Origin of the sequence: Pseudomonas sp. CFBP13528 (assembly GCF_005233615.1) — a bacterium.
GTDB lineage: Bacteria > Pseudomonadota > Gammaproteobacteria > Pseudomonadales > Pseudomonadaceae > Aquipseudomonas > Aquipseudomonas fluorescens_AM.
Genome location: NZ_QGAJ01000002.1, coordinates 582754 through 607784, shown reverse-complemented (window position 1 = coordinate 607784; position 25031 = coordinate 582754). Strand labels below are relative to the sequence as shown.

Genomic DNA, 25031 nt, shown 5'->3' with positions numbered 1-25031 from the left:
ATCGGGGGCAAGCCCCCTCCCACATTGAATCTGCGCCGTTTCAGCACATTCGTCCTGCGCCCATTACACGCTTTCCGGAGTTTCCCCATGACGGCCCATGCCGACCTTTCGCCGACCCTTCAACTCGCCATCGACCTGATCCGTCGCCCATCGGTCACGCCGATCGATGCCGATTGCCAGAAGCTGATGATGCAGCGCCTGGGCGACGCCGGTTTTGCGCTCGAGCCGATGCGCATCGAGGACGTGGATAACTTCTGGGCCACCCATGGCCAACATGACGGCCCGGTGCTGTGCTTCGCCGGCCACACCGACGTGGTCCCAACCGGCCCGGTGCAGGCCTGGCAGAACGATCCGTTCGACGCGCTGATCGACGAACACGGCATGCTGTGCGGACGTGGCGCGGCGGACATGAAAGGCAGCCTGGCCGCGATGCTGGTGGCGTCGGAGCGCTTCGTCAGGGATTACCCGGACCACAAGGGTTCGGTGGCTTTCCTGATCACCAGCGATGAAGAAGGCCCGGCGCACCATGGCACCAAGGCCGTGATCGAACGCCTGGCCGCGCGCAAGGAGCGCCTGGACTGGTGCATCGTCGGCGAACCGTCGAGCACCACCCTGGTGGGCGACGTGGTCAAGAACGGCCGTCGCGGCTCCCTCGGCGCTACCTTGACCGTACGCGGCGTACAGGGCCACGTGGCCTACCCGCACCTGGCGAAGAACCCGATCCACCTCGCCGCGCCGGCCCTGGCTGAATTGGCCGCCGAACATTGGGATGACGGCAACAGCTTCTTCCCGCCGACCAGTTTCCAGATCTCCAACCTCAATTCCGGCACCGGCGCCACCAACGTGATTCCCGGCGACCTGACGGCGGTGTTCAACTTCCGATTCTCCACCGAGTCCACCGTGGAAGGTTTGCAACAGCGAGTCGCCGCGATTCTGGATAAACACGGCCTGGACTGGCATGTGGACTGGGCGCTGTCGGGCCTGCCCTTCCTCACCGAGCCGGGCGCATTGCTCGACGCGGTATCGGCCAGCATCAAGGCGATCACCGGGCGTGAGACCAAGGCGTCCACCAGTGGCGGTACGTCTGACGGGCGCTTCATCGCCACCCTGGGCACCCAGGTGGTCGAGTTGGGCCCGGTGAATGCGACGATCCATCAGGTCAACGAGCGCATCCTTGCCAGCGACCTCGATGTGTTGACCGAAATCTACTACCAGACCCTGATCAAGTTGCTCGCCTGATGCTGGCCTGCCCCCTTTGCAATGCCCCGCTCAGTGCGGTGGACAATGGCGTGGCCTGCCCCGCCGGGCACCGTTTCGACCGCGCACGCCAGGGTTACCTCAACCTGCTGCCGGTGCAGCACAAGAACAGCCGCGACCCAGGTGATAATCTCGCCATGGTCGAGGCACGCCGTGATTTCCTCAACGCCGGCCACTACGCCCCGGTCGCCAGGCGCCTGGCCGAGCTGGCCGCTGAACGCGCGCCGCAACGCTGGGTGGACATCGGCTGCGGCGAGGGTTACTACACCGCGCAGATCGCCGACGCCCTGCCCCACGCCGACGGCTACGCCCTGGATATTTCCAGGGAAGCGGTCAAGCGTGCGTGCAAGCGCAACCCGGCGCTGACCTGGTTGATCGCCAGCATGGCCCGTGTACCGTTGGCCGACGCCAGTTGCCAGTTTCTCGCCAGCGTGTTCAGCCCGTTGGACTGGCAGGAAGCCAAGCGCCTGCTCAGCCCGGGCGGCGGCCTGATGAAGGTCGGTCCTACACGTGGCCATCTGATGGAGCTGCGCGAGCGCTTGTACGACGAAGTGCGCGAGTACACCGACGACAAGCATCTGGCCCTGGTGCCGGATGGCATGCACCTGGCACACAGCGAAACCCTTGAGTTCACACTGAGCCTGGCCGAACCCAGGGACCGCGCCAACCTGCTGGCCATGACCCCACACGGCTGGCGTGCCAGTGCAGAGCGACGCAGCGAGGTCATCGAGGCCGCCAAGCCGCTGCAGGTCACAGTGTCGATGCGCTACGATTATTTCGTGCTTCAATAACCTTTTTTCAGCATCCGCGAATGGATTTTCGAATCCCGCAACGAGGAACATCCATGCGCCAACCCGATATCGAGATTTACCTGAAGGACGCCGACGTCGACTACAAGGCCATCGCCGCCTGGCTGGGCGCCGCCCTGGGCCCATGCACCGACTGGGTCCAGAAGGGCCAGACCTACAAGTGCAAGGCCGGCAACGTACCAGTGACCTGGCTGCCAAAAGCCGTCGGCAAGTGGAACAGCCTGTACCTGGAAAGCGACCAGACCCCGTGGGACGACGACATCGCCTGCGCCCGCGCCGCGTTTGCCGCGCTGAACGTTGAAGTGCGCTGCGCACCGGGGACCTGGGTTGAGGAAGAAGGCGAGGAAAGTGCTGACCGCTGGATGCGCATCAGTGCGGACGGTGAAGAAGAAATCACCTGGAAGACGGCTTAAGGCGGTTGCAAGGCTCAAGCCTCAAGCTGCAAGCTGCAAGCTGCAAGCTGAAGCCAATCTGCTTGCAGCTTGCAGCTTGCAGCTTGCAGCTCGAAGCTTGAAGCTTGAAGCTTGAAGCTTGCAGCTCGAAGCTTGTTACCTGCAGCTCGGCCTTACAGGCCGACCACATCCTCGGCCTGCAAGCCTTTCTCGCCCGTCACCACGGCGTACTCCACCTGCTGGCCCTCGGCCAACGAGCGGTGCCCGTCACCGCGAATGGCGCGGTAGTGCACGAACACATCCTTGCCATCTTCACGCTGGATAAAGCCGTAGCCCTTTGCATCGTTGAACCACTTCACATTGCCGGTTTCGCGCGTTGTCATCTGTTCACTCCCACTGGTTTTTATTATTGAGTCGCTGGCGTTGAACTGCCGAGTATAAGACACGCTCAAAAACCATCAACTCAACTTTACATCGCTGCTTTTTTGCCGATTTTCAGCGGATACGGCACACTACCCGCCCGAGCGCCTGCTCGGTTTTTTCCACTTGAAGCAGTTCGCCTATGACCCGCTCCCCGTTCCGCCGTCTGGTGTTTGGCACCTTGCGCCGACTGTTGTACCTCTGGGTTCGCTCGGAGACGATCAACCAGTCGTCCCTAACCCTTAACCTGGACCGCAGCCGGCCGGTGTTTTACGTCCTGCAATCGCCCTCCCTGACCGAACTGGCCGTGGTCGATGCCGAGTGCACCAAGGCTGGCCTGCCGCGCCCGGTGCTGCCGGTATCGGTAGGCCCGTTGATGGAACCTGCGGCGTTCTTCTACCTCACGCCGGAGCCGGACTGGCTCGGGCGCCAGGACAAGCGCGGCGCACCGCCAACCCTGACGCGCCTGGTCAACACCCTGAGCGAACATGCCGAAGAGAATGCACAAATCATTCCGGTCAGCGTGTTCTGGGGCCAATCCCCCGAAAGCGAGTCCAGCCCCTGGAAGCTGTTGTTCGCCGACAGTTGGGCGGTCACCGGGCGTCTGCGCCGGTTGTTGAGCATCCTGATCCTCGGCCGCAAGACCCGCGTGCAATTCTCCGCGCCCATCAACCTGCGTGAATTGATCGAGCACAATAAAGGGCACGAACGCACCGTAAGAATGGCCCAGCGCATCCTGCGTGTGCACTTTCGTAACCTCAAGACCGCCGTGATCGGCCCCGACCTGTCCCACCGGCGCAATCTGGTGAAGGGTTTGGTCAATATGCCCCTGGTGCGCCAGGCCATTGCCGATGAAGCCGAGCGCGAAAAGATATCGCCGGATAAAGCCAAGGCCCTGGCCCTGCGCTATGGCAACGAAATCGCCTCGGACTACACCTACACGGCGATCCGCTTTCTGGAAGTGGTGCTGAGCTGGTTCTGGAACAAGATTTACGACGGCATCAAGGTCAATAACATCGAGGGCGTGCAACAGGTTGCCCAAGGCTACGAAGTGATCTACGTGCCGTGCCACCGCAGCCATATCGATTACCTGCTGCTGTCCTACCTGCTGTTCAAGAACGGCCTGACCCCGCCGCACATTGCCGCCGGCATCAACCTGAACATGCCCGTGATCGGCAGCCTGCTGCGCCGTGGCGGTGCGTTTTTCATGCGCCGCACCTTCAAGGGCAACCCGCTGTACACCTCGGTGTTCAACGAATACCTGCACACCCTGTTTACCAAGGGCTTCCCGGTGGAGTACTTCGTCGAAGGCGGCCGCTCGCGCACCGGTCGCATGCTGCAGCCGAAAACCGGGATGCTGGCCATCACCCTGCGCAGTTTCCTGCGCTCTTCGCGCATGCCCATCGTGTTCGTGCCGGTGTACATCGGTTACGAACGCGTGCTCGAAGGCCGCACCTATCTTGGCGAACTGCGCGGTGCGAGCAAGAAGAAAGAGTCGATCTTCGATATCTTCAAAGTCGTCGGCGCGCTCAAGCAGCGCTTCGGCCAGGTCGCGGTCAACTTCGGCGAGCCGATCAAGCTGGCGGAGTTTCTCGACCACGAGCAACCGGACTGGCGCGCCCAGGAACTGGGCCCGAACTTCAAGCCGGCGTGGCTGAATGAAACCACCCACCGCCTCAGCGAAAAGGTGGCCCGCCACCTCAACGAAGCCGCCGCGGTGAACCCGGTGAACCTGGTGGCACTGGCACTGCTGTCGACCACCCGCCTGGCCCTGGATGAACAAGCCATGGCCCGCCAGTTGGACCTGTACCTGGCGCTGCTGCGCCGCGTGCCTTATTCACCCCACACCACCCTGCCGGAGGGCGATGGCCTGGCGCTGATCAAGCACGTCAAGGACATGGACCTGCTGTCGGAGCAAAGCGATGCCCTGGGCAAGATTGTCTATCTGGATGAGCAAAATGCCGTCCTGATGACCTATTACCGCAACAACGTGCTGCACATCTTCGCCCTGCCGGCCCTGCTGGCGAGCTTTTTCCAGAGCAGTTCGCGGATGAGCCGCGAGCAGATCCTGCGCTATACCCAGGCGCTCTATCCATACCTGCAATCGGAGTTGTTTATCCGCTGGTCATTGGAAGAGCTGGATGGCGTGGTTGACCAGTGGCTGGAGGCCTTTGTCGAACAGGGCCTGCTGCGCTTTGAAAACAACGTGTATCTGCGCGCGGCGCCGAGTTCGCGGCACTTTGTACTGCTGACCCTGCTGTCCAAGAGCATCGCCCAAACCTTGCAGCGCTTCTACATGGCGATTTCGCTGCTGCTCAACAGCGGCCGGAACAGCATCAGCGCCGAAGAACTGGAGGACCTGTGCACAATCATGGCCCAGCGCCTGTCGATCCTGCATGGCCTCAATGCCCCGGAATTCTTCGACAAGAGCCTTTTCCGACATTTCATCCAGACCTTGCTGGAGCAAGATGTGCTGCGCCGCGATGAAGCCGGCAAGCTGAGTTACCACGACCTGCTCGGCGAACTGGCGGAAGGCGCGGCGAAACGGGTACTGCCGGCGGACATTCGCCTGTCGATTCGCCAGGTGGCGCTGCATCGCGTCGATGGCGTGACCGAGCAAGCGGTGGAACCTGCGCAAACCCGCTAGATTGAACAAGGCGCCGGGCGGTTTCCGGCGCCGTTGAAAAGGAGCTGCACCATGAAAAAGATTATCCTCCTGGGCCTCACCGCCCTGCTCGGAGCCTGCCAATCCATGCCCCCCGCCCCAAAGGCCAGCCTCGACGGCGAAGTGTTCTACCTGCAACGCATCGCACTGCCGCCAACCGCCACCTTGAGCGTCAGCCTGCAGGATGTGTCCTTGATGGATGCTCCCGCCGTAGTCCTGGCCGAACAGAAAGGCCCGATCAAGGGCCAGGTACCGCTGCCGTTTCACCTGAGCTATGACCCGGCGCAGGTCAAGCCTGGTCACAGCTACTCGGTCAGCGCTCGCATCGAGGTGGATGGCAAGCTACTGTTCATCACCACGCAGCGCCATGCAGTTCAACTCAACGGCCAGGACCCACAGCCACTGCGCTTGCGTGTCGACGCGCCAGCCCACTGAATTCAACCATAAGGAAGCGCCCATGCTCCGTAACCCTCTTCGCCTCACCGCCCTGTTCGCCGGACTGCTACTGGGCGCCAACGCCATGGCACTGGACCTTGGCAGCCTGTCCCAGGGCGACGCCAGCGGCGGCCTGAAGGATGCCTTGACCCAAGGCGCACAGATCGCGGTGAAACAACTGGGCACGCCCGGTGGTTTCAGCAACAACCCCGAGGTGAAAATCGGCCTGCCGGGCAAGCTGGGCAAGGTCGCTGACAAGCTGAAGATGTTCGGCATGGGCGATCAGGTCACCCAGCTGGAAACCAGTATGAACAAAGCCGCGGAAACCGCTGTGACCCAGGCCCAGCCGATCCTGGTCAATGCCGTGAAAAACATGAGCGTGACCGATGCCAAAGGCATCCTCAGCGGTGGTCAGGATTCAGCCACCCAGTACCTGAACACGAGCAGCCGCGAACAAATCCGCGCCAAATTCCTGCCCATCGTCAAGGCCGCAACCGACAAGGTCGGCGTGGCCCAGCAGTACAACGCGCTCGCCGGCAAGGCAGCGGCGTTCGGCGCAGTGGATGCCAAAAGCGCCAACGTTGAAAACTACGTGACCGAACAGGCACTGGACGGCTTGTTCAAGATGATCGCGCAGCAGGAAGAAACGATTCGCAAGAATCCGGCAGCTGCCGCCACCAGCCTTGCCAAGAAAGTGTTTGGCGCCCTGTAAACACCTGTGGGCACCCGAGCAGGTGGGGAAAGATCACCTGCCCGGGCCCACTGACTTACTGCACCGTTAAAACAACTTGCCGGCCAGCCCGCCAAAGATCACTGCGCCCAGTGGCATCACGCTCAAACCGAACTTGATCGAGCCGCCACCGCCATGACTGTCATGCCTGGGTTTGCAATTGTCATTGCAGTCATCTGCTGGTGGTTTGGGTTTGGCGCAGTTGCCCCCGCCAAAGCTGCTGTTGACCGAAACGCTCAACGATTTACCGATGAATAGTCCCATTGGTTGCTCCTTGAATCATCAGATTTGAGATCCGGCCAGCCGGCGTGAAGTCCGACGGGCCGAATACCTGTAATCAGGTAGTCCATGAGTGGCGAAACCTTAAGAAACGTTCCCCGCCATAACCATCGTCATTCCTGTTTAACCCTGAACCACGCCGCGTAAAGCGCCGGTAGAAACAGCAGCGTCAGCGCCGTCGCCACAATCAACCCGCCCATGATTGCCACCGCCATCGGCCCGAAGAACACACTGCGTGACAGTGGAATCATCGCCAGTACCGCCGCGAGTGCCGTCAGAACGATCGGCCGGAAGCGGCGGACCGTGGCTTCAATAATCGCCTGCCAGGGCGTCAGCCCCGCCTTGATGTCCTGTTCGATCTGGTCCACCAATATCACCGAGTTGCGCATGATCATCCCCGACAGGGCAATAGTGCCGAGCATAGCCACGAAACCAAACGGCTGACGAAACACCAGCAGGAACAACGTGACGCCGATCAAGCCCAGGGGCGCGGTCAGAAACACCATCACCGTGCGTGAGAAGCTGCGCAGTTGCAGCATCAGCAAGGTCAGCACTACCACGATGAACAATGGCACGCCGGCCTTCACTGAGTTCTGTCCGCGCGCAGAGTCTTCAACCGTGCCACCGACTTCCAGCAAATAGCCGTCAGGCAACTCGGCGCGCACGTCTTCCAGGGTCGGGAGGATCTGCTGGACCAGGGTCGCGGGTTGTTCCTTGCCGTAGATATCGGCGCGCACGGTCACTGTCGGCAGGCGATTACGGTGCCAGATGATGCCTTCTTCAAAGCCATACTCGAGGGTTGCAATCTGCGCCAGGGCCACACTTCTACCGTTATCGGTCGGTACCGCCAGGCTTGGCAGCAGCGACAACTCGGTGCGTTCATGGACGGTGCCGCGCAGAAGAATCTCGATCAACTCGTTGTCCTCCCGGTACTGGCTGACGGTGGCGCCGGTCAGGGAGCTTTGCAGGAATTTCGACAGGTTGGCGGTGCTCACGCCAAGCGCCCGGGCGCGGTCCTGGTCGATATTCAGATAGACGATCTTGCTCGGCTCTTCCCAGTCCAGGTGCACATTGACCACGTGGGCATTCTCGCGAACCCTGGCCGCGACTTTGCGCGCCAGGGCGCGGACTTCTTCGATGTGCTCACCGGTCACGCGAAACTGCACCGGGTAGCCCACGGGCGGACCGTTCTCCAGGCGGGTAACGCGCGAACGCAGGTCAGGAAACTGTTCGTCAAGGGTTCCAATCAGCCAGGTGCGCAGGCTTTCGCGTTCTTCGATGGTGTGTGCCAACACCACAAATTGCGCGAAGCTGGCAGCCGGCAGTTGCTGGTCGAGCGGCAGGTAGAAACGCGGCGAACCGGTGCCCACGTAGGCCACGTAGTTGTCGATGCCGGCGTGTTCCTTGAGCAAGGCCTCGAGGCGTTTGACCTGGTCGGCGGTGTTGCTCAGGGAGGCACCTTCGGCCAGTTTCAGGTCGACCATCAGCTCCAGGCGACCCGAGGCCGGGAAGAATTGTTGCGGCACGAAACGAAACAGCCCGACCGCGCCAACAAACAGCAACAGGGTCAGGACGATCACGGTCTTGCGCCGACGTACACACCACTGCACCAACCGTCTTACACGCTGGTAGAAGGGCGTGCCATAGGGGTCCGGACCGTCGGTGCCGTGCTTGGCCGCATGTATTTTCGCCAGGTCCGGCAGCAGCTTTTCGCCCAGATACGGCACAAACACCACCGCAGCGACCCATGAGGCCAGCAGTGCAATGGTCACCACCTGGAAGATCGACCGGGTGTACTCGCCGGTACTCGATTGCGCGGTGGCAATCGGCAAAAAACCCGCGGCGGTGATCAACGTGCCGGTCAGCATGGGGAAGGCGGTGCTGGTCCAGGCAAAACTTGCGGCCTTGATCCGGTCGAAGCCCTGCTCCATTTTGATCGCCATCATCTCCACCGCGATGATCGCGTCATCCACCAGCAAGCCCAGGGCCAGCACCAAGGCACCCAGGGAGATTTTGTGCAGGCCGATGCCGAGGTAATACATGCTGGCGAAGGTCATGGCCAGCACCAGCGGAATCGCCAGGGCCACCACCATGCCGGTGCGGACGCCCAGGGAAAAGAAGCTCACCAGCAACACGATGGCCAAGGCTTCGGCCAGTACCTGGACGAATTCGCCGACGCTGGTCTTCACCGCTGCCGGCTGGTCCGAGACCTTGCGCAACTCCATGCCTGCCGGAAGGTTCTTCTGCAAGCGTGCGAATTCACGCTCCAGTGCCTTGCCCAGCACCAGAATGTCGCCGCCATCACGCATGGCCACGGCCAGGCCAATGGCGTCGGCGCCCATGTAACGCATGCGCGGTGCCGGTGGGTCGTTGAACCCACGCTTGATATCGGCGACATCGCCGATCCGAAAGGTTCGGTCCCCCACCCGAACAGGGAAGTTACGGATTTCTTCCACACTCTTGAAGTTGCCCGACACCCGCAACTGCACCCGTTCGCTCGGGGTTTCAAAGAAGCCGGCGGTCGACACCGCGTTCTGCTCCTGCAAGGCTTGCTGCACAGCGGCCAATGGCAGGCCGAGGGTGGCGAGCTTGAGGTTGGACAGCTCGATCCAGATCTTCTCATCCTGCAGGCCGAGCAGCTCGACCTTGCCCACGTCCGGCACCCGCTGCAGCTGAATCTGGATACGGTCGGCGTAGTCCTTGAGCACGGCGTAGTCGAAACCGTCACCGGTCAAGGCGTAGATATTGCCGAACGTGGTGCCGAACTCATCGTTGAAAAACGGCCCCTGGATATCCGCTGGCAAGGTCTGACGGATATCGCTGATCTTCTTGCGCACCTGGTACCACAGCTCGGGAATCTGCGCCGAGTGCATGGCGTCGCGGGCAATGAAGGTCACCTGGGACTCGCCGGGCCGCGAGAACGAGACGATGCGCTCGTACTCGCCGGTCTCCATCAGTTTCTTTTCGATGCGCTCGGTGACCTGGCGTGACACTTCCTGGGCGGTTGCTCCTGGCCAGTTGGTCTTGATCACCATGGCCTTGAAGGTGAAGGGAGGGTCTTCGCTTTGCCCCAGTTTGGTGTAAGACAAGGTGCCGACGACCGCCAGCAGGATCATCAGGAACAGTACGATCTGGCGATTACGCAACGCCCACTCGGAAAGATTGAAACCCATCGGGGACTACTCCTTGGCCGCCAGATTCACCACGCGGTTGGCGCGATCCACCGGGCGCACTTGCTGGCCCTCATGGAGCACATGCACACCCGCCGCGACCACCCAGTCGGTGGGCGCCAGGCCTTCGAGTACCGGCACGTTCTTCTCGCCAAATGCGCCGATGCGCACGGGGGTGCGCTTGAGGGTGTTGTCCGGCGCCACACGCCAGACATAAGACGCGCCGTTCTCCGCACTCAGGGCAGACAGCGGCACCGACAGAGGCATCACACCGTTGATCGGTATGAATACCCGAGCGCTCTGTCCGAGTTCTGCAGGGACTTTGCCGCCAGTGAACGCCACCCGTGCAGCGAAGGTGCGCGACTTCGGATCGGCGGCGGGCGACAGCTCGCGAATGCGTCCGGCAAAGCGTTGATCCGGCTGACTCCACAGCTCAACCGATACCGGCTGGCCGATCTTGAAGCGGCCGAAGCCTTGCTCCGGCAGGCTGATCAGTACTTCACGCTCGCCATCGGTGGCCAGGGTGAACACGGTTTGGCCAGCGGAGACGACCTGGCCCACTTCAACCGCACGCTTGGCCACAACACCGTCCTGGGGCGCACGCAGCACGGCATACCCGGCCTGGTTGCTGGACACGTCGAACTCAGCCTTGATCTGCTTGAGGCGCGCAACACCGGCTCGATAAAGATTTTCGGAATTGTCGTACTGGGATCGGCTGACCATCTGACGATCCATCAGGGTCTTGTAGCGGTCACGCTCGGCGCGCACCAGGCTCAGGTTGGCCTCGGCGCCAGCCACCTGGGCACGGCTGGCTTCCAGTTGCAGGCGCACATCCTGGGGGTCGAGCTCGGCCAACGGCTGGTTGGCCTTGACCCGCTCGCCCTCTTCCACCAGGCGCTTGCTGACTTTGCCACTGATGCGGAAAGCCAGGTCCGGCTCATAGCGGGCGCGCACTTCACCGGGATAGCTGTCCATCGACTGCGCCAGGGGCTGGGGTTGCACCACCATGGCCGGGCGGGGGGCAGTGGGGGCCGCTTCTTCATGGCCGCAGGCGGCCAACAGGAAGATCAGGCTGACAGGCAACGCAAAGGGCAGGAAAGTGCTGCGCATGCTGTGGGACCTTTCGCAAATGAGGCTTGGAATAATTATACTGGCCGGTATGTTATTAATACCAAACTCACCAGTCCAGTATTAAAGGTGAAAATGTCCGACAATCCTGTAAACACCCCTAGTCCCGGGCGCCCCAAGGACATGGCAAAACGCCAGGCAATCCTCGAGGCCGCCAAATCGTTGTTCCTGAGCAAGGGTTACGCGAATACCAGCATGGACGCCGTCGCGCTTGCGGCCGGGGTATCGAAACTCACCGTCTATAGCCACTTCACCGACAAGGAGAACCTGTTCACCGCAGCGGTGGTGGCCAAGTGTGAAGAGCAATTGCCGGTGATGTACTTCGAGCTGCCTGCAGGCATGCCTGTGGAGACCGTGCTGCTGAACATCGCGCGGGGCTTCCATCGGTTGATCAACAGTGAGGAGTCGGTGAACCTGCATCGCTTGATGATGACCACCGGCAATCAGGACGTAAAACTCTCACAAATCTTCTTTGAAGCCGGCCCCATGCGCATGCTGCAAGGCATGGAGCGCCTGCTCGGCAAGATTGACCAGGGCGGCGCACTGAGCATCGACAACCCCTTCAAGGCCGCGGAGCACTTTTTTTGCCTACTCAAGGGCACGGCGAATTTCCGCTTGCTGTATGGCTGCGGCGGGCAACTGAGCGAAGAAGCTGCCGAAGAGCATGTTCGGGAGGTAGTGGGGTTGTTCATGCGGGCGTATGGGAGGGGGGCAGCCGCAAGCGTTTAGCTGCAAGTGAAAGGCGCCTTTGCTTGCAGCTTGCAGCTTGCAGCTTGAGGCTTAAGGCTTAAGGCTTGAAACCTAAACCTTGAGCGCCTTCTTGGGATAAATGTCATAACGACTGGACTTGCCCTCCAGCGCATGGCTCGGTTTGGGCCCGTCAATGCACGGTGCCTTGCGCGGGCGCTTGACCACCACGCGGTGGCTGGCCAGGGCCAGGGCCGCCGCGAGCAAGGCCGGTGCATCCAGGTCATCACCGACCAGTGGCCGGAACAGGCGCATTTCCTTCTTCACCAGGGCGGTTTTCTCGCGGTGCGGGAACATCGGGTCCAGGTAGATCACTTGCGGCGGCTCGCCTTGCCAATTGAGCATCACATCAATGGCATTGCCCTTGTGCAGCTTCATGCGCGCCACGATCGGTGCCACGTCAAAATCCTGCGCGGCGCGTGCCAGGCCGTCTTCAAGCAGCGCACCAATCAACGGCTGACGCTCGATCAGGCTCATCTCACAGCCCAGACTTGCCAATACGAATGCATCCTTGCCCAAGCCCGCCGTGGCGTCCAGCACACGGGGACGCACGCCTTGGGCGACGCCCACCGCCTTGGCGATCATCTGCCCGCTGCCACCGCCATATAAACGCCGGTGCGCCGCGCCACCTTCGACAAAGTCGACCCGCACCGGGCCCGGCGCGTCCGGCCCGAGCTGTTGCAATTGCAGGCCCTGTTCCCCGACCTGCAGGGAAAAATCCGCCGCATCGAGTTGCACAGGCAAGCCCAGCAGCGCAGCCCACTGCTCGGCGCGGGCCTGGAATTCTTCGGCCAAGGCCTCGACCCGAATGCGGCTGGCCGCTGGTTGTTCGCTCATCAATCGCTACGCTCGAAAATATTAAGGATCGGCCAATACCGGCCGATAAAAACAACAGTCAGGTATTTTGCCAGAGCTGAGCGTCGACCGAGAAAAATGTCAGACATTCTTCCCCTAACTATCGGTGTACTGCCGACCCACAACCACTACGGCCTGCGCAATACTCAAGCGCTGGCCGGGGTGAGCCATGTGTGGCAGGACTTCTTCGCCCGTGCCCTGGCCGAACAGCTCGGTGCTACGCCGGGCGCGCTGGCCGCCACGGCGCCTGCACCGCAGGATTCGGCGGTGGAACCCAGCGAAGGCGCCGACCTGCTGGCGCAGATCCTCACCCAGCGTGAGTGTGACGTGAAAGACACCGAGGTCGCCCCGCCTGAGCCGCTGTTCCTGCCGATTGCCGAATTCGAGACCGAGCTGCTGCCCCCCGCGCCCGCGCCGTTCCCTGACGAAGAGATCATCGCCCAGCAACGCCAGCAGCATTTCGAAAGCGGCTGGGTACGCCCGATTGTCCTGAACGCGGGCCAACCCGTCGCTGAACCCGGCCCGGCGCCGCAACCCCGCCCGCTGCAGCTGCCGATTGCCGAGTTCGAGCTGGACTTGCTGCCACCGCCCGCGACCCCGTTCACCGAACAGGATCTGGTCGAACAACAGAAGGCCCTGGATTTTGACTACCACTGGGCACGCCCGTTGATCGTCAACAACTTGCGCCTGGCCGCCTGACGCTTAGCGGCACACCCACCAGCGCCCCATGTCCAGATGAAAATGGTTACTGTGTGCGGCGTTGTAGTCGGGGCTCAACACCCCGTTGAAAGCGTTACACGCACTGTCACGCACTTGGCGCAGAAACCGTGCGTCAGCGCCGTCGCCCGGCCAATCCTTGAGCACACTGATACGGCGTCCATCGGCCAGGCGAAACCCGGCGATATCCAGGGCATTGGCCGAGGCGTGCTGACTGAGGCGGCCTTCGGCGCGGTTGTAGATATTACGACAGGCAAAACTGCCCAGGTGGTCGACCCGCGTCACCGCTTCGCCATAGATCGCCTGAGCCGCCGGCTGCAGGCTGTGCCGCTCGAACAACGCAAAGGCTACGGCCAACGGGCAACTGGCCAGAAAACTGCTGCTCAAGCCCACCTCCCCGCCCTGTACCCGCAACGTGTTGCGCAACGGGCAGGCCGCGTCGGGGGCTGAGTCCGCCTGGCGGGTCACCCGCAACCCCGAGGTTTTCAGCACCTGGTCGCACAGCAACGGATCATCCTGCAGCCGCCCCAACTTGTAGCGCGTCAACAGGTTCGGACTGGCGCGCACATCCAGCGGTGCCCAGGGGTTCCACTCGTCCGGCACCGGCACCCAGCCCCGCCATACGCCCACCGCAACAGCGCCGCCGAGCAGCAGCAACGTGCCCATCCACCCGATCGACCGCATGGCTTAGCCCTTGAAGAATTGGTTGGCCTGATCGAACGGCATCTTGCGCTCGGTAAAGGTGAAGGTGCCCAACCCGTAGACCTCCTGTGCCGCCCGATAGAACTCGCCATAGGCCGCCAGGGCCAGGGCCGAGCCCACGCTGATGCGGCGCACGCCCAGTTCGCTCAACTGCGCGACGCTGAGGTTCAAGCCACCGGACATCAATACATTCACCGGCTTGGGCGCGACGGCCTTGACCACCGCCAGCACTTGCTCGGCACTGCGCAGGCCCGGCGCATACAGCACATCGGCGCCCGCCTCGGCGTAGGCTTGCAGGCGGCGAATGGTGTCGGGCAAATCCAGGCGGCCATGCAGGAGGTTTTCTGCGCGAGCCGTCAGCGTGAAGGGAAATGCCAGGCTGCGGGCGGCAGCGACGGCAGCCTCGACGCGCTCGACGGCCAGGTCGAAGGGGTAGATTGGGTCGGCGGCAACGCCCGTGGCGTCTTCGATGGAGCCACCGACGATACCGGTGGCGGCAGCTCGCAGAATGGTCTGGGCACAGCCTTCGGGGGTGTCGCTGAAACCGTTTTCCAAGTCAGCGGCGACCGGCAGCGCAGTCGCCCGGACGATGCTGCCGGCGTTGCCCAGGGTGTCCTCCAGCGACAGCGCGCCTTCGGCATCCGGCCGCCCCAGGCTGAACGCAAAGCCCGCGCTGGTGGTGGCCAACGCTTCGAAGCCCAGGCTGGCAAGCATAATGGCGGAACCGGCATCCCACGGGTTGGGCATCACAAAGGCACGGTCACGCGCGTGCAGGGCTTTGAAGCTTTCGGCGCGAAGGGTTTGGGCATCCATGACGGGCTCCTGGCGGGGAAAAGAGCCCTAGAGTAACCCCAGTTGCTCCGCCACGGGTTCTCGATGCAAGGTCGGCAGCGGCGCAAGCCCCGGCAAACGTGCCATCAGTTGGTCATGGAAACGCAAGGCCAATTGGGCGGCGAGGCGGTTGTCCGAGGTGTGCAGGAACATGTAGGGGGTGCGCCCCTCTTCGATCCAACTGGCGATCTTTTCAACCCAGGGCATCAGGAACGGATCGTTGGCTTCAAGCTCGGGGTGCCCGATAAAGCGCACTTGGGGACATTGAGTCAACGCCGCCGGACGCGGGGGCACTCTGGGCTTTTTCGATTGGGCATGCAGGACGGCCGCCGAGGTGGAGGTGCAACTGAACAGCGCGCGCGGATCGAGACACACGCGCTCGACGCCACGGTCACGCAACAGGCGGTTGAGCATGCGCTCGGCCTCGCCTTTGGCGAAGAACTCATCGTGACGCACTTCAACCGCCAGTGGACGATCAATGCCATCGAGGAACCCGGCCAGCTCACCGAGGCGGTGCGGGGTAAAACCCTTCGACAGTTGCAGCCACAACGGCGACACACGCTCGCCCAGCGGGCTCATCAAGCCGATAAAACTTTCCGCCGCCGGCAGTTGTTCGCGCAAGTCACCGGCATGGCTGATATCACCCGGGAATTTGGCGGTGAAGCGAAAGTCATCGGGCATGATGTCGGCCCAGCGCTGCACGGTCGCGGCCGAGGGTCGAGCATAAAAAGTGGTGTTGCCTTCAACGGCGTTGAAGACCTGGGCGTAGAGCCCGAGGTAATCGTTGGAACGTGCATCGGCGGGGTACAGGTACTCGCGCCAGGCGTTTTCACTCCAGGACGGGCAGCCGATGTAGTAAGGCAGGCGCATCAGATGTGGATATCGAGACCCAGCACTTCCATATCCCATTCGACAAAACCGGCGGTGGTCAGGTAGCTGGCCAGGGCCGTCGCTACGCTTTTGCTCATGGAGCGGGGGAAGACCATGTCTTGCTGACGGGCGGGAAGACCGCTGATACGTGCTTGGGTACCGGCCTGCGCGTCGGATTGGACTTCAATGAAATCCGGCGAGTCCTCGACCGAATCGTCCACCGTAGCGTTCGCCTTGCGCGGCTTACGCTTGATCGGGTACGACTGTGAGGAAAAGCCATCAATACGCATAGGCGCGAACTCGCTATCAGTAATGGCATTTTAGTGGCGCGATCCGTAGCGCGCAAATGCTCTGGTGATAACTAGAACACATAATTGGTAAAAGGTTTAAAAACCGGTGCGAATTCTGACGATTGGCGAAATTTAACTCAAAATGCCATCATTTTTGGCGTCAAATAATCCCGCGTTCCGCCTTGGTTTGCGCGACCTTGTCGCGCAAGTACACCGGCGCCGCCTGATCTGCCGCGATGGCCTCGCCACGCTCGAATGCAAAGCGCGCCAAGGTCAGCAAATCCTCTGCATGGGGCAGCATCGTGGCGTCCTGGCCAGTCAGTTGGACGCCGATCCGCGCCCCATATCCCCAACCGGTGCCAGCGCCGAACCAATCACCGAGCGCATCGTCGGGCAGTACGGATGATTCCGGTGCCTGCACCGCTTCCACGCCGACCAGGCGCATCTCGCCCGCCGTCTCGCGGTAGCAGCCCCAATACACTTCATCCATCCGCGCATCGATCGCCGCCGCCACTTGCGAGGCGCCATGTTCACGCAGCGCACGTTGGGCCAGTACCGCCAGGTTGGAGACTGGCAATACGGGACGCTCCAGCGCAAACGCCAGGCCCTGCACCACGCCAATGGCAATGCGCACGCCGGTAAACGCGCCGGGGCCACGGCCGAAAGCGATGGCATCCACGGCGGCCAGGCTGGTGCCGGCGTCTTCCAGCAGTTGCTTGATCATCGGCAACAGCTTCTGCGCGTGCAGGCGCGGGATCACCTCGTAGTGGCTGGTTACTTTGCCATCGTGCAGCAAGGCAACCGAGCAAGCTTCAGTCGCGGTGTCCAGGGCCAGCAGGGTGCTCATGGGTGTGGGTGTCCAAGTCGAAAAAAGTGCGCCAGTATAAACAACAACGGCCCGCAAGCGGGCCGTTGTCAATGCAGCCGATCAACGCATCAGCTCAGTGCTTGCAGCACCTTGGCCGTAATCGCCTCCACGGAGCCGACGCCAGGGATATGGCTGTATTTCGGCTTGCCCTGGGCAGCGGACAGCTTCTGGTAGAAGTCCACCAGCGGCTTGGTCTGGGAATGGTAGACCGACAGGCGATGACGCACGGTTTCTTCGGTATCGTCTTTGCGCTGTACCAGGTCTTCACCGGTGACATCGTCCTTGCCTTCAACCTTCGGCGGGTTGTAGACGACGTGGTACACGCGGCCCGAGCCTTCGTGAACGCGACGACCGGCAATGCGCTGGACGATTTCTTCGTCCTCAACGGCGATTTCCACCACGGCGTCCAACTCGACACCGGCTTTGACCAGGGCTTCAGCCTGGGGAATGGTGCGCGGGAAGCCGTCGAACAGGAAACCGTTCTTGCAGTCTTCCTGGCTGATGCGTTCCTTGACCAGGTTGATGATCAGGTCATCGGAGACCAGGCCACCGCTGTCCATCACGCTCTTGGCGATCAGGCCCAGTTCGGTGCCGGCCTTGACGGCCGCGCGCAGCATGTCGCCGGTGGAGATTTGTGGAATGCCGAATTTTTCAGTGATGAACTTAGCCTGAGTACCTTTACCGGCCCCGGGAGCTCCCAGCAGAATGACGCGCATCGATGTGCTCCTCAATTTTTTATAGAGATGACGCTCGGATTCGCCGCGTGGGGCCAATCTCGTAAAAATGTGGTTCCAGGCCGATCAAACGGCCAAAGGCTGATCAAGATACACAGCAGGCCCTTGCCACACAAGCCGCCAAAAGTAGGAGAAACCCGCGCCAGGCCTGCGTCGGCCAACGGGTTTGCCTGAGCGCAACCCTGCCCCTCAAACAACGACCGCCCTTTTCAGGGCGGTCGTCGCCGTTCATTCGCAAGCCGTTGAGAACACGCGAAAAACCTCAACCGGTGTTGCGCAAACCTGCAGCAATACCGGCGACGGACACCAGCAGCGCCTGTTCCAGAGGGCTGTCTTGCGCCGCTTCGCGTTGGCGCGAGCGTGCGAGCAATTCAGCCTGCAACAGATGCAGGGGATCGAGGTAGGTGTTGCGCAGGCGGATGAACTCCAGGGTGTCCGGACTGTGGGCCAACAGTTGCGACTGGCCGGTCAGGCCAAGCACCACCTCACAGGCCTGCGACAATAGGTCGCGTAAATGCGCGCCCAGTGGCAGCAAGTCCGGCTGCACCAGACGCTCATCATAGAGGCTGGCGATATCGGCGTCGGCCTTGGCCAGCACCATTTCCAGCATATCGATGCGCGTGCGGAAGAACGGCCACTGCTCACGCATCTGCCCAAGCAACTCACCCTCGCCGCGCTCCAGGGCCTTGCTCAATGCCGCTTCCCAGCCGAGCCAGGCGGGCAGCATCAAGCGGGTCTGGGTCCAGCCGAAGATCCAGGGAATCGCGCGCAGGCTTTCAATACCGCCGGCACGCCGCTTGGCCGGGCGGCTGCCCAACGGCAAACGGCCCAGCTCCTGCTCCGGTGTGGACTGGCGGAAATACTCGACGAATTGCGGATTTTCCCGCACCACCGCGCGGTAGGCGCTGACACCGTCGGCCGCCAATTCGTCCATCAAATGACGCCAGGCCGGTTCCGGCGGCGGCGGTGGCAACAGCGTGGCTTCGAGCACCGCCGCCAGATAGAGGTTGAGGTTCTGCTCGGCAATGTCCGGCAGGCCGAACTTGAAGCGGATCATCTCGCCTTGTTCGGTCGTGCGGAACCGCCCCGCCACCGAGCCCGGCGGCTGCGACAGAATCGCCGCATGCGCCGGGCCACCGCCACGGCCAACGGTGCCACCACGACCGTGGAACAACAGCAATTCCACTTGCTGCTCACGGCAGATGTCCACCAGGCGTTCCTGCGCCCGGTACTGCGCCCAGGCGGCAGCGGTGGTGCCGGCGTCCTTGGCCGAGTCCGAATAGCCGATCATCACTTCCTGCGGGCCTTGCAGCCGCGCGCGATAGCCCGGCAGCTGCAACAACCGCTCCATCACCGGCCCGGCGTTATCCAGGTCGGCCAGGGTCTCGAACAGCGGCACTACGCGCATTGGCCGCTGCACGCCGGACTCTTTGAGCAGCAGTTGCACCGCCAGCACATCCGAAGCGGTACCGGCCATGGAAATGACATAGGAGCCCAGCGACGCGGCCGGTGCCGCGGCGATTTCCCGGCAGGTGTTCAAGACTTCCGCCGTGTCCTGCGACGGCATGAAATAACCTGGCAGCAGCGGTCGACGATTGCCCAGTTCTTTGCTCAGGAAGTCGATGCGCGCTTCTTCGTCCCAGTCCTCATAACGTCCGAGGCCAAGGTAGTCGGTGATTTCGCTCATGGCCGAGGCGTGACGCGCGGAATCCTGGCGCACATCCAGGCGTACCAGGAACAGGCCAAAGGTCACGGCGCGGCGCAGGCAATCGAGCAACGGGCCGTCGGCGATCACGCCCATCCCGCACTCATGCAGCGACTGATAGCACAGCTGCAACGGGCCGAGCAGGTCACGATTGTCCTGCAACACCTGCGCCGGTGCCGGTGTATTTTCCTTTAGCGAGGAATGGGCCCACTGGCGCGTGGCGCGCAGACGTTCGCGCAACTGCTTGAGCACCGCACGGTAGGGTTCGACGCTGTCTCCCGCCTGAGCCTGCAAGGCCGCACTGGCCCGTTGCATGGACAGCTCGGAGGCGAGTTGATCGATATCGCGCAGGTACAAATCCGCCGCCATCCAGCGCGCCAGCAGCAATACTTCACGGGTGACCGGCGCCGTGACGTTCGGGTTGCCGTCACGGTCGCCGCCCATCCACGAGGCAAATCGTATCGGCGCAGCCTCAAGCGGCAGGTGCAGACCGGTCGCGGCATGCAAGGCCTGGTCGGCCTTGCGCAAATAATTCGGGATGGCCTGCCACAACGAATGCTCGATGACTGCAAAGCCCCATTTGGCTTCATCCACCGGCGTAGGCCGCACGCGACGGATTTCCTCGGTGTGCCAGGCCTCGGCGATCAATCGTTGCAAACGTTCACGGATTTGCTCGCGCTCGGCGCTGGTGAGATCACGGTGATCCTGCAGCGCCAGTTGCGCGGCGATCGCGTCGTACTTCTGGATCAGGGTGCGACGTGCGACTTCGGTGGGGTGGGCGGTGAGTACCAGTTCGATCTCCAGCCGCGCCAAATGGCGCGCCAGGGATTCATCGCTGTGCCCTTCACTTTGCAGGCGCGCCAACAGTTCGGGCAACACGCGGGACTCGAAGGGCGCCGGCTGCGATTCATCGCGCCGGTGAATCAACTGGTACTGCTCGGCAATGTTGGCCAGGTTGAGGAACTGGTTGAAGGCCCGGGCTACAGGCAGCAGTTCGTCTTCCTGCAGTGGGTTCAGACTCGCGCTGAGTTCATCGCCCGCGCCGCGCCGGTCAGCCTTGGCGCCTTTACGGATCTGCTCGATCTTGTCGAGAAAATCATCGCCGTACTGTTCTCGAATGGTGTTGCCCAACAGTTCACCCAGCAGGTGAACATCCTCACGCAAGCGTGCATCGATAACACTCATCAGCCAATCTCCAGCCAGAAATCCGGGACGCGCAGGTGTTCCAGAGTGCCGTCGGCGCAGGTTTCTGACAAGACACTTTAAACCTTGCCGCTTGCAGCTAGTCTCAAGATCAAGTCGCCGCGTTATCCACACCGGTGGCTGGACACTCATTATTGAGGTTGCCATGAAAATTCGAGACCTGCCCCAGCATTGGGAAGAGACCGCCAAGGGTCAACTGACCAAAACCGAATACGCCATTCATCTGGATGTGGAGGCCGCCGCGAGGCTGGCCGCCCTGGCCGAGATGTACCCCAAGCGTCACGCCGAAGAGCTGCTCGGCGAGCTGATCGGCGCCGCCCTTGAAGAGCTGGAAGCCAGCTTCCCTTACGTGAAAGGGCAGCAGGTGATCGCCACCGACGAGGAAGGCGATCCGCTGTATGAAGACGTCGGCCCCACACCGCGATTTCTGACACTGTCACGCCGCTATCTGCATGATTTGTCAGCCGGTGCTGACGAACAGAAGCACTGATCACAGTTTCCTCCATTCCAATTTAACCCTTGTATTCCGGGCTTTTCAGCGGCCCGGAGTACCGTTGTGCGTGCTGAAAGTTCCAATTTTCTTAAGCTGACCGATCAGTCAGATATTTTTTTAGGCAAATCGCCATCTTCGCTGAACTTTTGAAAAAAGCCTCCGGTCACAGCCAGTAAGCCATCACTTGGAACGCTCGTTTGAACTGGCGTCATGTGCTTTGCAGCCGGGCCCGCAAACGAACACCACGATGGATTTTGATGTTTTTCAGGAGTTACCCAATGGAGTTGAAGACGATGAAGACCAGCACTGCCAAATCCTCGTTTAACCACCTGCGCGGGCTTAAATTGGCCGCGCTGGCAATCGGCACCAGCTTCGTTCTGGCAGGTTGCGCCGGTAACCCGCCGACCGAGCAATACGCAGTGACCCAGTCTGCGGTCAACAGCGCGGTCAGCGCCGGCGGCACCGAGTTCGCAGCCGTGGAAATGAAGTCGGCCCAGGACAAGCTCAAAGAAGCTGAAATCGCCATGCACGACAAGAACTACGACAAAGCCCGTATGTTGGCTGAACAAGCCGAGTGGGATGCTCGTGTCGCTGAGCGTAAAGCCCAGGCTGCCAAGGCCGAACAAGCGGTGAAGGATTCCCAGAAAGCAGTTGACGAGTTGCGTAAGGAAGGCATGCGCCCGGCTGCTATCCAGCAGAAGTAAGCCGCTGCCCCTTGATTGCATCGCACCTGATATCGAATTGAAAGGACGACACGACTATGCGTAAACAATTGATGATCCCTGCCCTGTTGGCGATGAGCGTTGCCTTGGCAGCCTGCTCCACCCCGCCGAACGCGAATCTGGAAAACGCACGGACCAACTTCACGGCCCTGCAAACCAACCCGCAGGCTACCAAGCTCGCAGCGCTGGAAACCAAAGACGCCAGTGAATGGCTGGACAAGGCAGACAAGGCCTACCGCGACAAGGAAGACGAGAAGAAAGTCGACCAACTGGCTTACCTGACCAACCAGCGTGTAGAAGTGGCGAAAGACACCATTTCCCTGCGTGAATCCGAATCCAAGCTGAAAAACGCTGGCGACGAACGTGCCCGCGCCCTGCTGGACGCCCGTGACGCGCAGATCAAGCAACTGCAAAACAGCTTGAACGCCAAGCAAACCGATCGCGGCACCCTGGTGACTTTCGGTGACGTGCTGTTTGCCACCAACAAGTCCGACTTGAAGTCCAGCGGCCTGGTCAACATCACCAAGCTGGCGCAGTTCCTGCGCGACAACCCGGACCGTAAAGTGATCGTCGAAGGCTACACCGACAGCACCGGTTCCGACTCGTACAACCAGAGCCTGTCCGAGCGCCGTGCAGCTTCCGTACAGCGTGCACTGGCCCAGCAAGGCGTGGATATTTCGCGCATCGTGACCCAGGGTTACGGCAAGGAATATCCGGTTGCCGACAACGGCAGCGTCTCCGGCCGTGCGATGAACCGTCGCGTTGAAGTGACGATCTCCAACGACAACCAGCCAGTCAAGCCGCGCTCGTCCGTTGCTAACTGATTGATTGAAGCGGCATAAAAAACCCACCTCACGGTGGGTTTTTTTTGGGCTCGTCGAACTGTACGGTACGACCGGTATCATCAGCCGGCATTTGAATCTGCGCACCCGCCTGCTTATCTACCTGGCTATCAAGCCTGCTGCGGCGAGCAGCTTCCTGTTCAATCGCCACATGCTGCCTTGCCATGATCAGCATATTTTCCAGCACTGGAATCTTGAATTCCATCCTCGCCTCAAACCGTGTGAGTGACAACGCTTTGTGTGGTATCTGACGAAATAAGGTTCCAGGCATTCCTGCCGAGACCGACGACTGGCCATGTGATACACAAAAAAAACCGCCCCTACAGGCGGTTTTTCCCAGCAGCTTGATCAGTTGCCGATTTGGCCTGAACCTTGATAGTCCGGCTGCTGGATCTGGCCCTGGCCCGCGCTCTGCCCACCGCTTTGGCCATCTTCCGCGCCTTGAGCGCCTTGAGCGCCCTGCGCACCTTGAGCGCCTTGCGCACCGTCGGCTTTCTGCGCGAGCAGCTTCTTCAGCAGCTCCTCCAACGCCTTGAGGGGATCCTCCCCACCGGCACCACTATTTCCCTGGCTGCCTTGAGAGCCTTTCGCTTTAAGGTTCTGGATCTGATTTTGTACATCGTCAATCTGCTTGTCGAGGCCTTGAGAGCCTCCCTGGCTATTGCCAGCGCCGCTTGCACCACCCATGCCGCCCATGCCACCCATGTTTCCGGCACCCGACATTCCGTTGATTCCTGCCATAAATGCTCACCCCTATCAATGAATAAAATGGGCCGATCAGCAGCGCCAATCAGCCCATAATCTGTGGTGGATGAGTCAGGATGGTTCCGCCCAGCCCAATGACTGACCGGCTTTAAATCAATAATCCGTACGAGTGGCGGCACTTTCCCACGACGGGCGAGCAGCATTCATTGTTGCAATTGCGGGGTTTCTTGCCCGATACAGCGCACTGCCTGTTTCTTGTTGTTCACCAGTACGCCGCTCAGGCCTTTCTGGTCGGTATCGAACATCACCAGCACGCCCTCCACGCACTGCGCCACTTGCGCGGCAGGGGTCAGTGAAACCTTGTAGTCCTCACCCGGCACGGTCTTGAGCATCGTGAATTCACTGAGCAGCAGCGCATCTTCCGGCTTGGCGAAGTGCAGGTAGCCGTAGTACCACAAACAACCGACCGTACCGATAATGGTGCCGATCCCCGTGAGAATCAGCGGGATCATGTTGCGCTCTTCACTCATTGCGGGCTCTCTGATGGGTCAACTTTAGAAAGGGGGTAATTCGGAATTTCGCCCAGACGCCGCAGGCCGTTGAAATGCTGCGGGTCATCCAGGTAACGCAGCATGACGGTCTGCCAGGTCTTGTCGGCAAACGTCTGCACATGCCCGCCTCGCGTCAGCTGCAGCACCCTGGGCGGTGGCGCGGCTTGATACAGGCGTAGGCCGTTGGACACAGGCACAATCGGATCATCCAGGCTGTGAAACAGCAGTTTGGGAACGCCCTTGAGCTGGGGCATGGCGTTGATCGCGCTGTCGGCGTCGGGCACCAGCCAGGACAGAGGCACCTGCAACGGCCATGTTAACCAGGATGTGCTCAGGGCAAATTGTCCCACGTCACGATAACTGGCAGGCACACCATCCAATACCAGGGCCTTGAGCCGGGATTGGCGCTCGGGGTGAGCGGCCAGATAATGCACGGCCAAGGCGCCGCCCAGGCTCTGGCCAAGCACTACCAACGGCTGCCCCTGGGCTTCGGGCGCCTGATCCAGCCAGCTGAAGGCAGCGTCCACGTCCTGATAGATTGCCGGCAATGACGGCTTGCCTTGCGAAAGCCCATAACCGCGATAGTCAAGCAACAGCACCTGGTAGCCCTGCTCCGGCAACCACCAGCTGCCGCCCAGATGCCACGCCAGGTTGCCACCGTTGCCGTGCAGGTGCAGCACAGTGCCTTTGAGGGGCACGCCAGGCTTGGCCGGCAGCCACCAGGCGTGCAGTTTCACGCCGTCGGCGGTGGTGAGGGTGACGTCGCGATACGCCAGGTGGGCTTTTTCCGGCGTGAACGGCAGGCCGGGCTCCGGGTAGAACAGCAGGGCGCTGCAGCCGTTCAATGTCAGTAGCAGGCACAGAATGCCGAGGATTCTCATCCGTTGAAGCCTCGTGAGTGAGATGAAATT

27 protein-coding genes are annotated in these 25031 nt (G+C 61.4%); 11 read left to right on the top strand and 16 right to left on the bottom strand.

Annotated elements, in window-relative coordinates:
• Positions 1-87: 87 nt before the first annotated feature.
• Genes dapE through PspCFBP13528_RS06260 form a run of 3 tightly spaced genes read left to right on the top strand, consistent with a single transcriptional unit; the run spans position 88 to position 2479 of the window.
• On the top strand, positions 88-1239 hold the full coding sequence (dapE, locus tag PspCFBP13528_RS06270) for a succinyl-diaminopimelate desuccinylase (protein ID WP_065951926.1): 1152 nt from the start codon (positions 88-90) through the stop codon (positions 1237-1239).
• Positions 1239-2048, top strand: coding sequence for a putative RNA methyltransferase (locus PspCFBP13528_RS06265; protein ID WP_137199820.1), 810 nt, complete (start codon positions 1239-1241; stop codon positions 2046-2048). Before dapE ends, PspCFBP13528_RS06265 begins: the two co-directional genes overlap by 1 nt.
• 53 nt (positions 2049-2101) lie before the next feature.
• On the top strand, positions 2102-2479 hold the full coding sequence (locus tag PspCFBP13528_RS06260; RefSeq protein WP_065932867.1) for a hypothetical protein: 378 nt from the start codon (positions 2102-2104) through the stop codon (positions 2477-2479).
• Positions 2480-2631: 152 nt separating this feature from the next.
• Here PspCFBP13528_RS06260 and PspCFBP13528_RS06255 read toward each other — a convergent pair whose 3' ends face one another.
• On the bottom strand, positions 2632-2841 hold the full coding sequence (locus tag PspCFBP13528_RS06255; protein ID WP_065886074.1) for a cold-shock protein: 210 nt from the start codon (positions 2839-2841) through the stop codon (positions 2632-2634).
• A 179-nt stretch (positions 2842-3020) separates the two neighbouring features.
• Between PspCFBP13528_RS06255 and plsB the strand changes: the two genes are divergently transcribed.
• The 3 genes from plsB to PspCFBP13528_RS06240 are packed head-to-tail and all read left to right on the top strand — an operon-like array spanning position 3021 to position 6690.
• Positions 3021-5525: a glycerol-3-phosphate 1-O-acyltransferase PlsB gene (gene plsB, locus PspCFBP13528_RS06250; RefSeq protein ID WP_137199819.1), complete on the top strand. Its 2505-nt coding sequence runs from the start codon at positions 3021-3023 to the stop codon at positions 5523-5525.
• A gap of 51 nt (positions 5526-5576) precedes the next feature.
• A complete protein-coding gene (locus PspCFBP13528_RS06245; protein WP_065951922.1) occupies positions 5577-5978 on the top strand; it encodes a YbaY family lipoprotein in 402 nt (133 codons plus the stop codon).
• A gap of 22 nt (positions 5979-6000) precedes the next feature.
• On the top strand, positions 6001-6690 hold the full coding sequence (locus PspCFBP13528_RS06240) for a DUF4197 domain-containing protein (protein WP_065951921.1): 690 nt from the start codon (positions 6001-6003) through the stop codon (positions 6688-6690).
• A gap of 66 nt (positions 6691-6756) precedes the next feature.
• Here PspCFBP13528_RS06240 and PspCFBP13528_RS06235 read toward each other — a convergent pair whose 3' ends face one another.
• The 3 genes from PspCFBP13528_RS06235 to PspCFBP13528_RS06225 form a co-directional block, all read right to left on the bottom strand.
• Entirely contained in the window at positions 6757-6972 is a 216-nt protein-coding gene (locus PspCFBP13528_RS06235) for a hypothetical protein (RefSeq protein ID WP_065951920.1), read from the bottom strand.
• Between the two features lie 128 nt (positions 6973-7100).
• A complete protein-coding gene (locus PspCFBP13528_RS06230) occupies positions 7101-10160 on the bottom strand; it encodes an efflux RND transporter permease subunit (RefSeq protein ID WP_137199818.1) in 3060 nt (1019 codons plus the stop codon).
• A 6-nt stretch (positions 10161-10166) separates the two neighbouring features.
• Positions 10167-11267, bottom strand: coding sequence for an efflux RND transporter periplasmic adaptor subunit (locus PspCFBP13528_RS06225; protein WP_065951918.1), 1101 nt, complete (start codon positions 11265-11267; stop codon positions 10167-10169).
• 93 nt (positions 11268-11360) lie between these two features.
• On the opposite strand from PspCFBP13528_RS06225, the gene PspCFBP13528_RS06220 reads away from it, so the two are divergent.
• Positions 11361-12014, top strand: coding sequence for a TetR/AcrR family transcriptional regulator (locus tag PspCFBP13528_RS06220; RefSeq protein ID WP_137199817.1), 654 nt, complete (start codon positions 11361-11363; stop codon positions 12012-12014).
• 72 nt (positions 12015-12086) lie between these two features.
• Here PspCFBP13528_RS06220 and PspCFBP13528_RS06215 read toward each other — a convergent pair whose 3' ends face one another.
• Entirely contained in the window at positions 12087-12869 is a 783-nt protein-coding gene (locus tag PspCFBP13528_RS06215) for a class I SAM-dependent methyltransferase (protein ID WP_065951916.1), read from the bottom strand.
• 96 nt (positions 12870-12965) lie between these two features.
• Between PspCFBP13528_RS06215 and PspCFBP13528_RS06210 the strand changes: the two genes are divergently transcribed.
• The gene (locus PspCFBP13528_RS06210) at positions 12966-13586 is read left to right on the top strand and encodes an energy transducer TonB (RefSeq protein ID WP_065951915.1); all 621 of its coding nucleotides are present in this window, start codon (positions 12966-12968) and stop codon (positions 13584-13586) included.
• A gap of 3 nt (positions 13587-13589) precedes the next feature.
• Here PspCFBP13528_RS06210 and PspCFBP13528_RS06205 read toward each other — a convergent pair whose 3' ends face one another.
• The 7 genes from PspCFBP13528_RS06205 to ppc all read right to left on the bottom strand — a co-directional run bounded on the left by PspCFBP13528_RS06205 (position 13590) and on the right by ppc (position 20789).
• Positions 13590-14288, bottom strand: a complete 699-nt coding sequence (locus PspCFBP13528_RS06205) for an extensin family protein (protein ID WP_137199816.1) — start codon at positions 14286-14288, stop codon at positions 13590-13592.
• Between the two features lie 3 nt (positions 14289-14291).
• The gene (locus PspCFBP13528_RS06200) at positions 14292-15119 is read right to left on the bottom strand and encodes an isocitrate lyase/phosphoenolpyruvate mutase family protein (RefSeq protein ID WP_065951913.1); all 828 of its coding nucleotides are present in this window, start codon (positions 15117-15119) and stop codon (positions 14292-14294) included.
• Positions 15120-15146: 27 nt separating this feature from the next.
• Positions 15147-16007, bottom strand: coding sequence for a DUF72 domain-containing protein (locus PspCFBP13528_RS06195; RefSeq protein WP_065951912.1), 861 nt, complete (start codon positions 16005-16007; stop codon positions 15147-15149).
• The gene (locus tag PspCFBP13528_RS06190; protein ID WP_065891953.1) at positions 16007-16297 is read right to left on the bottom strand and encodes a hypothetical protein; all 291 of its coding nucleotides are present in this window, start codon (positions 16295-16297) and stop codon (positions 16007-16009) included. Before PspCFBP13528_RS06190 ends, PspCFBP13528_RS06195 begins: the two co-directional genes overlap by 1 nt.
• 160 nt (positions 16298-16457) lie before the next feature.
• A complete protein-coding gene (gene tsaB, locus PspCFBP13528_RS06185) occupies positions 16458-17144 on the bottom strand; it encodes a tRNA (adenosine(37)-N6)-threonylcarbamoyltransferase complex dimerization subunit type 1 TsaB (RefSeq protein WP_137199815.1) in 687 nt (228 codons plus the stop codon).
• 89 nt (positions 17145-17233) lie between these two features.
• A complete protein-coding gene (adk, locus tag PspCFBP13528_RS06180) occupies positions 17234-17881 on the bottom strand; it encodes an adenylate kinase (RefSeq protein ID WP_003172225.1) in 648 nt (215 codons plus the stop codon).
• Between the two features lie 280 nt (positions 17882-18161).
• Positions 18162-20789: a phosphoenolpyruvate carboxylase gene (ppc, locus tag PspCFBP13528_RS06175; RefSeq protein ID WP_137199814.1), complete on the bottom strand. Its 2628-nt coding sequence runs from the start codon at positions 20787-20789 to the stop codon at positions 18162-18164.
• 163 nt (positions 20790-20952) lie between these two features.
• Here ppc and PspCFBP13528_RS06170 point away from each other — a divergent pair, with 163 nt between their 5' ends.
• From PspCFBP13528_RS06170 to PspCFBP13528_RS06160, 3 genes are all read left to right on the top strand, one after another.
• On the top strand, positions 20953-21297 hold the full coding sequence (locus PspCFBP13528_RS06170) for a pilin assembly protein (protein WP_065951908.1): 345 nt from the start codon (positions 20953-20955) through the stop codon (positions 21295-21297).
• A 281-nt stretch (positions 21298-21578) separates the two neighbouring features.
• Entirely contained in the window at positions 21579-22004 is a 426-nt protein-coding gene (locus PspCFBP13528_RS06165; protein WP_065886057.1) for a DUF4398 domain-containing protein, read from the top strand.
• Between the two features lie 56 nt (positions 22005-22060).
• Positions 22061-22846, top strand: a complete 786-nt coding sequence (locus tag PspCFBP13528_RS06160) for an OmpA family protein (protein ID WP_065951907.1) — start codon at positions 22061-22063, stop codon at positions 22844-22846.
• 28 nt (positions 22847-22874) lie between these two features.
• On the opposite strand, the gene PspCFBP13528_RS06155 is transcribed toward PspCFBP13528_RS06160, so the two are convergent.
• The 4 genes from PspCFBP13528_RS06155 to PspCFBP13528_RS06140 all read right to left on the bottom strand — a co-directional run bounded on the left by PspCFBP13528_RS06155 (position 22875) and on the right by PspCFBP13528_RS06140 (position 25001).
• On the bottom strand, positions 22875-23069 hold the full coding sequence (locus PspCFBP13528_RS06155; RefSeq protein ID WP_065951906.1) for a hypothetical protein: 195 nt from the start codon (positions 23067-23069) through the stop codon (positions 22875-22877).
• A gap of 143 nt (positions 23070-23212) precedes the next feature.
• The gene (locus PspCFBP13528_RS06150) at positions 23213-23605 is read right to left on the bottom strand and encodes a hypothetical protein (protein WP_178084416.1); all 393 of its coding nucleotides are present in this window, start codon (positions 23603-23605) and stop codon (positions 23213-23215) included.
• Between the two features lie 167 nt (positions 23606-23772).
• Positions 23773-24099 carry a hypothetical protein gene (locus PspCFBP13528_RS06145; protein WP_065951905.1) on the bottom strand — a complete coding sequence of 109 codons (327 nt, stop codon included), beginning with the start codon at positions 24097-24099 and terminating at the stop codon, positions 23773-23775.
• Entirely contained in the window at positions 24096-25001 is a 906-nt protein-coding gene (locus tag PspCFBP13528_RS06140; protein WP_137199813.1) for an alpha/beta hydrolase, read from the bottom strand. The genes PspCFBP13528_RS06145 and PspCFBP13528_RS06140 overlap by 4 nt, the downstream gene beginning before the upstream one ends.
• Positions 25002-25031: the final 30 nt, after the last annotated feature.

Bases quoted from the DNA above. Each gene is read 5' to 3' on its own strand.
- dapE (WP_065951926.1), top strand. From the start codon at position 88: ATGACGGCCCATGCCGACCTTTCGCCGACCCTTCAACTCGCCATCGAC.
- PspCFBP13528_RS06265 (WP_137199820.1), top strand. From the start codon at position 1,239: ATGCTGGCCTGCCCCCTTTGCAATGCCCCGCTCAGTGCGGTGGACAAT.
- PspCFBP13528_RS06260 (WP_065932867.1), top strand. From the start codon at position 2,102: ATGCGCCAACCCGATATCGAGATTTACCTGAAGGACGCCGACGTCGAC.
- PspCFBP13528_RS06255 (WP_065886074.1), bottom strand. From the start codon at position 2,841: ATGACAACGCGCGAAACCGGCAATGTGAAGTGGTTCAACGATGCAAAG.
- plsB (WP_137199819.1), top strand. From the start codon at position 3,021: ATGACCCGCTCCCCGTTCCGCCGTCTGGTGTTTGGCACCTTGCGCCGA.
- PspCFBP13528_RS06245 (WP_065951922.1), top strand. From the start codon at position 5,577: ATGAAAAAGATTATCCTCCTGGGCCTCACCGCCCTGCTCGGAGCCTGC.
- PspCFBP13528_RS06240 (WP_065951921.1), top strand. From the start codon at position 6,001: ATGCTCCGTAACCCTCTTCGCCTCACCGCCCTGTTCGCCGGACTGCTA.
- PspCFBP13528_RS06235 (WP_065951920.1), bottom strand. From the start codon at position 6,972: ATGGGACTATTCATCGGTAAATCGTTGAGCGTTTCGGTCAACAGCAGC.
- PspCFBP13528_RS06230 (WP_137199818.1), bottom strand. From the start codon at position 10,160: ATGGGTTTCAATCTTTCCGAGTGGGCGTTGCGTAATCGCCAGATCGTA.
- PspCFBP13528_RS06225 (WP_065951918.1), bottom strand. From the start codon at position 11,267: ATGCGCAGCACTTTCCTGCCCTTTGCGTTGCCTGTCAGCCTGATCTTC.
- PspCFBP13528_RS06220 (WP_137199817.1), top strand. From the start codon at position 11,361: ATGTCCGACAATCCTGTAAACACCCCTAGTCCCGGGCGCCCCAAGGAC.
- PspCFBP13528_RS06215 (WP_065951916.1), bottom strand. From the start codon at position 12,869: ATGAGCGAACAACCAGCGGCCAGCCGCATTCGGGTCGAGGCCTTGGCC.
- PspCFBP13528_RS06210 (WP_065951915.1), top strand. From the start codon at position 12,966: ATGTCAGACATTCTTCCCCTAACTATCGGTGTACTGCCGACCCACAAC.
- PspCFBP13528_RS06205 (WP_137199816.1), bottom strand. From the start codon at position 14,288: ATGCGGTCGATCGGGTGGATGGGCACGTTGCTGCTGCTCGGCGGCGCT.
- PspCFBP13528_RS06200 (WP_065951913.1), bottom strand. From the start codon at position 15,119: ATGGATGCCCAAACCCTTCGCGCCGAAAGCTTCAAAGCCCTGCACGCG.
- PspCFBP13528_RS06195 (WP_065951912.1), bottom strand. From the start codon at position 16,007: ATGCGCCTGCCTTACTACATCGGCTGCCCGTCCTGGAGTGAAAACGCC.
- PspCFBP13528_RS06190 (WP_065891953.1), bottom strand. From the start codon at position 16,297: ATGCGTATTGATGGCTTTTCCTCACAGTCGTACCCGATCAAGCGTAAG.
- tsaB (WP_137199815.1), bottom strand. From the start codon at position 17,144: ATGAGCACCCTGCTGGCCCTGGACACCGCGACTGAAGCTTGCTCGGTT.
- adk (WP_003172225.1), bottom strand. From the start codon at position 17,881: ATGCGCGTCATTCTGCTGGGAGCTCCCGGGGCCGGTAAAGGTACTCAG.
- ppc (WP_137199814.1), bottom strand. From the start codon at position 20,789: ATGAGTGTTATCGATGCACGCTTGCGTGAGGATGTTCACCTGCTGGGT.
- PspCFBP13528_RS06170 (WP_065951908.1), top strand. From the start codon at position 20,953: ATGAAAATTCGAGACCTGCCCCAGCATTGGGAAGAGACCGCCAAGGGT.
- PspCFBP13528_RS06165 (WP_065886057.1), top strand. From the start codon at position 21,579: ATGGAGTTGAAGACGATGAAGACCAGCACTGCCAAATCCTCGTTTAAC.
- PspCFBP13528_RS06160 (WP_065951907.1), top strand. From the start codon at position 22,061: ATGCGTAAACAATTGATGATCCCTGCCCTGTTGGCGATGAGCGTTGCC.
- PspCFBP13528_RS06155 (WP_065951906.1), bottom strand. From the start codon at position 23,069: ATGGAATTCAAGATTCCAGTGCTGGAAAATATGCTGATCATGGCAAGG.
- PspCFBP13528_RS06150 (WP_178084416.1), bottom strand. From the start codon at position 23,605: ATGGCAGGAATCAACGGAATGTCGGGTGCCGGAAACATGGGTGGCATG.
- PspCFBP13528_RS06145 (WP_065951905.1), bottom strand. From the start codon at position 24,099: ATGAGTGAAGAGCGCAACATGATCCCGCTGATTCTCACGGGGATCGGC.
- PspCFBP13528_RS06140 (WP_137199813.1), bottom strand. From the start codon at position 25,001: ATGAGAATCCTCGGCATTCTGTGCCTGCTACTGACATTGAACGGCTGC.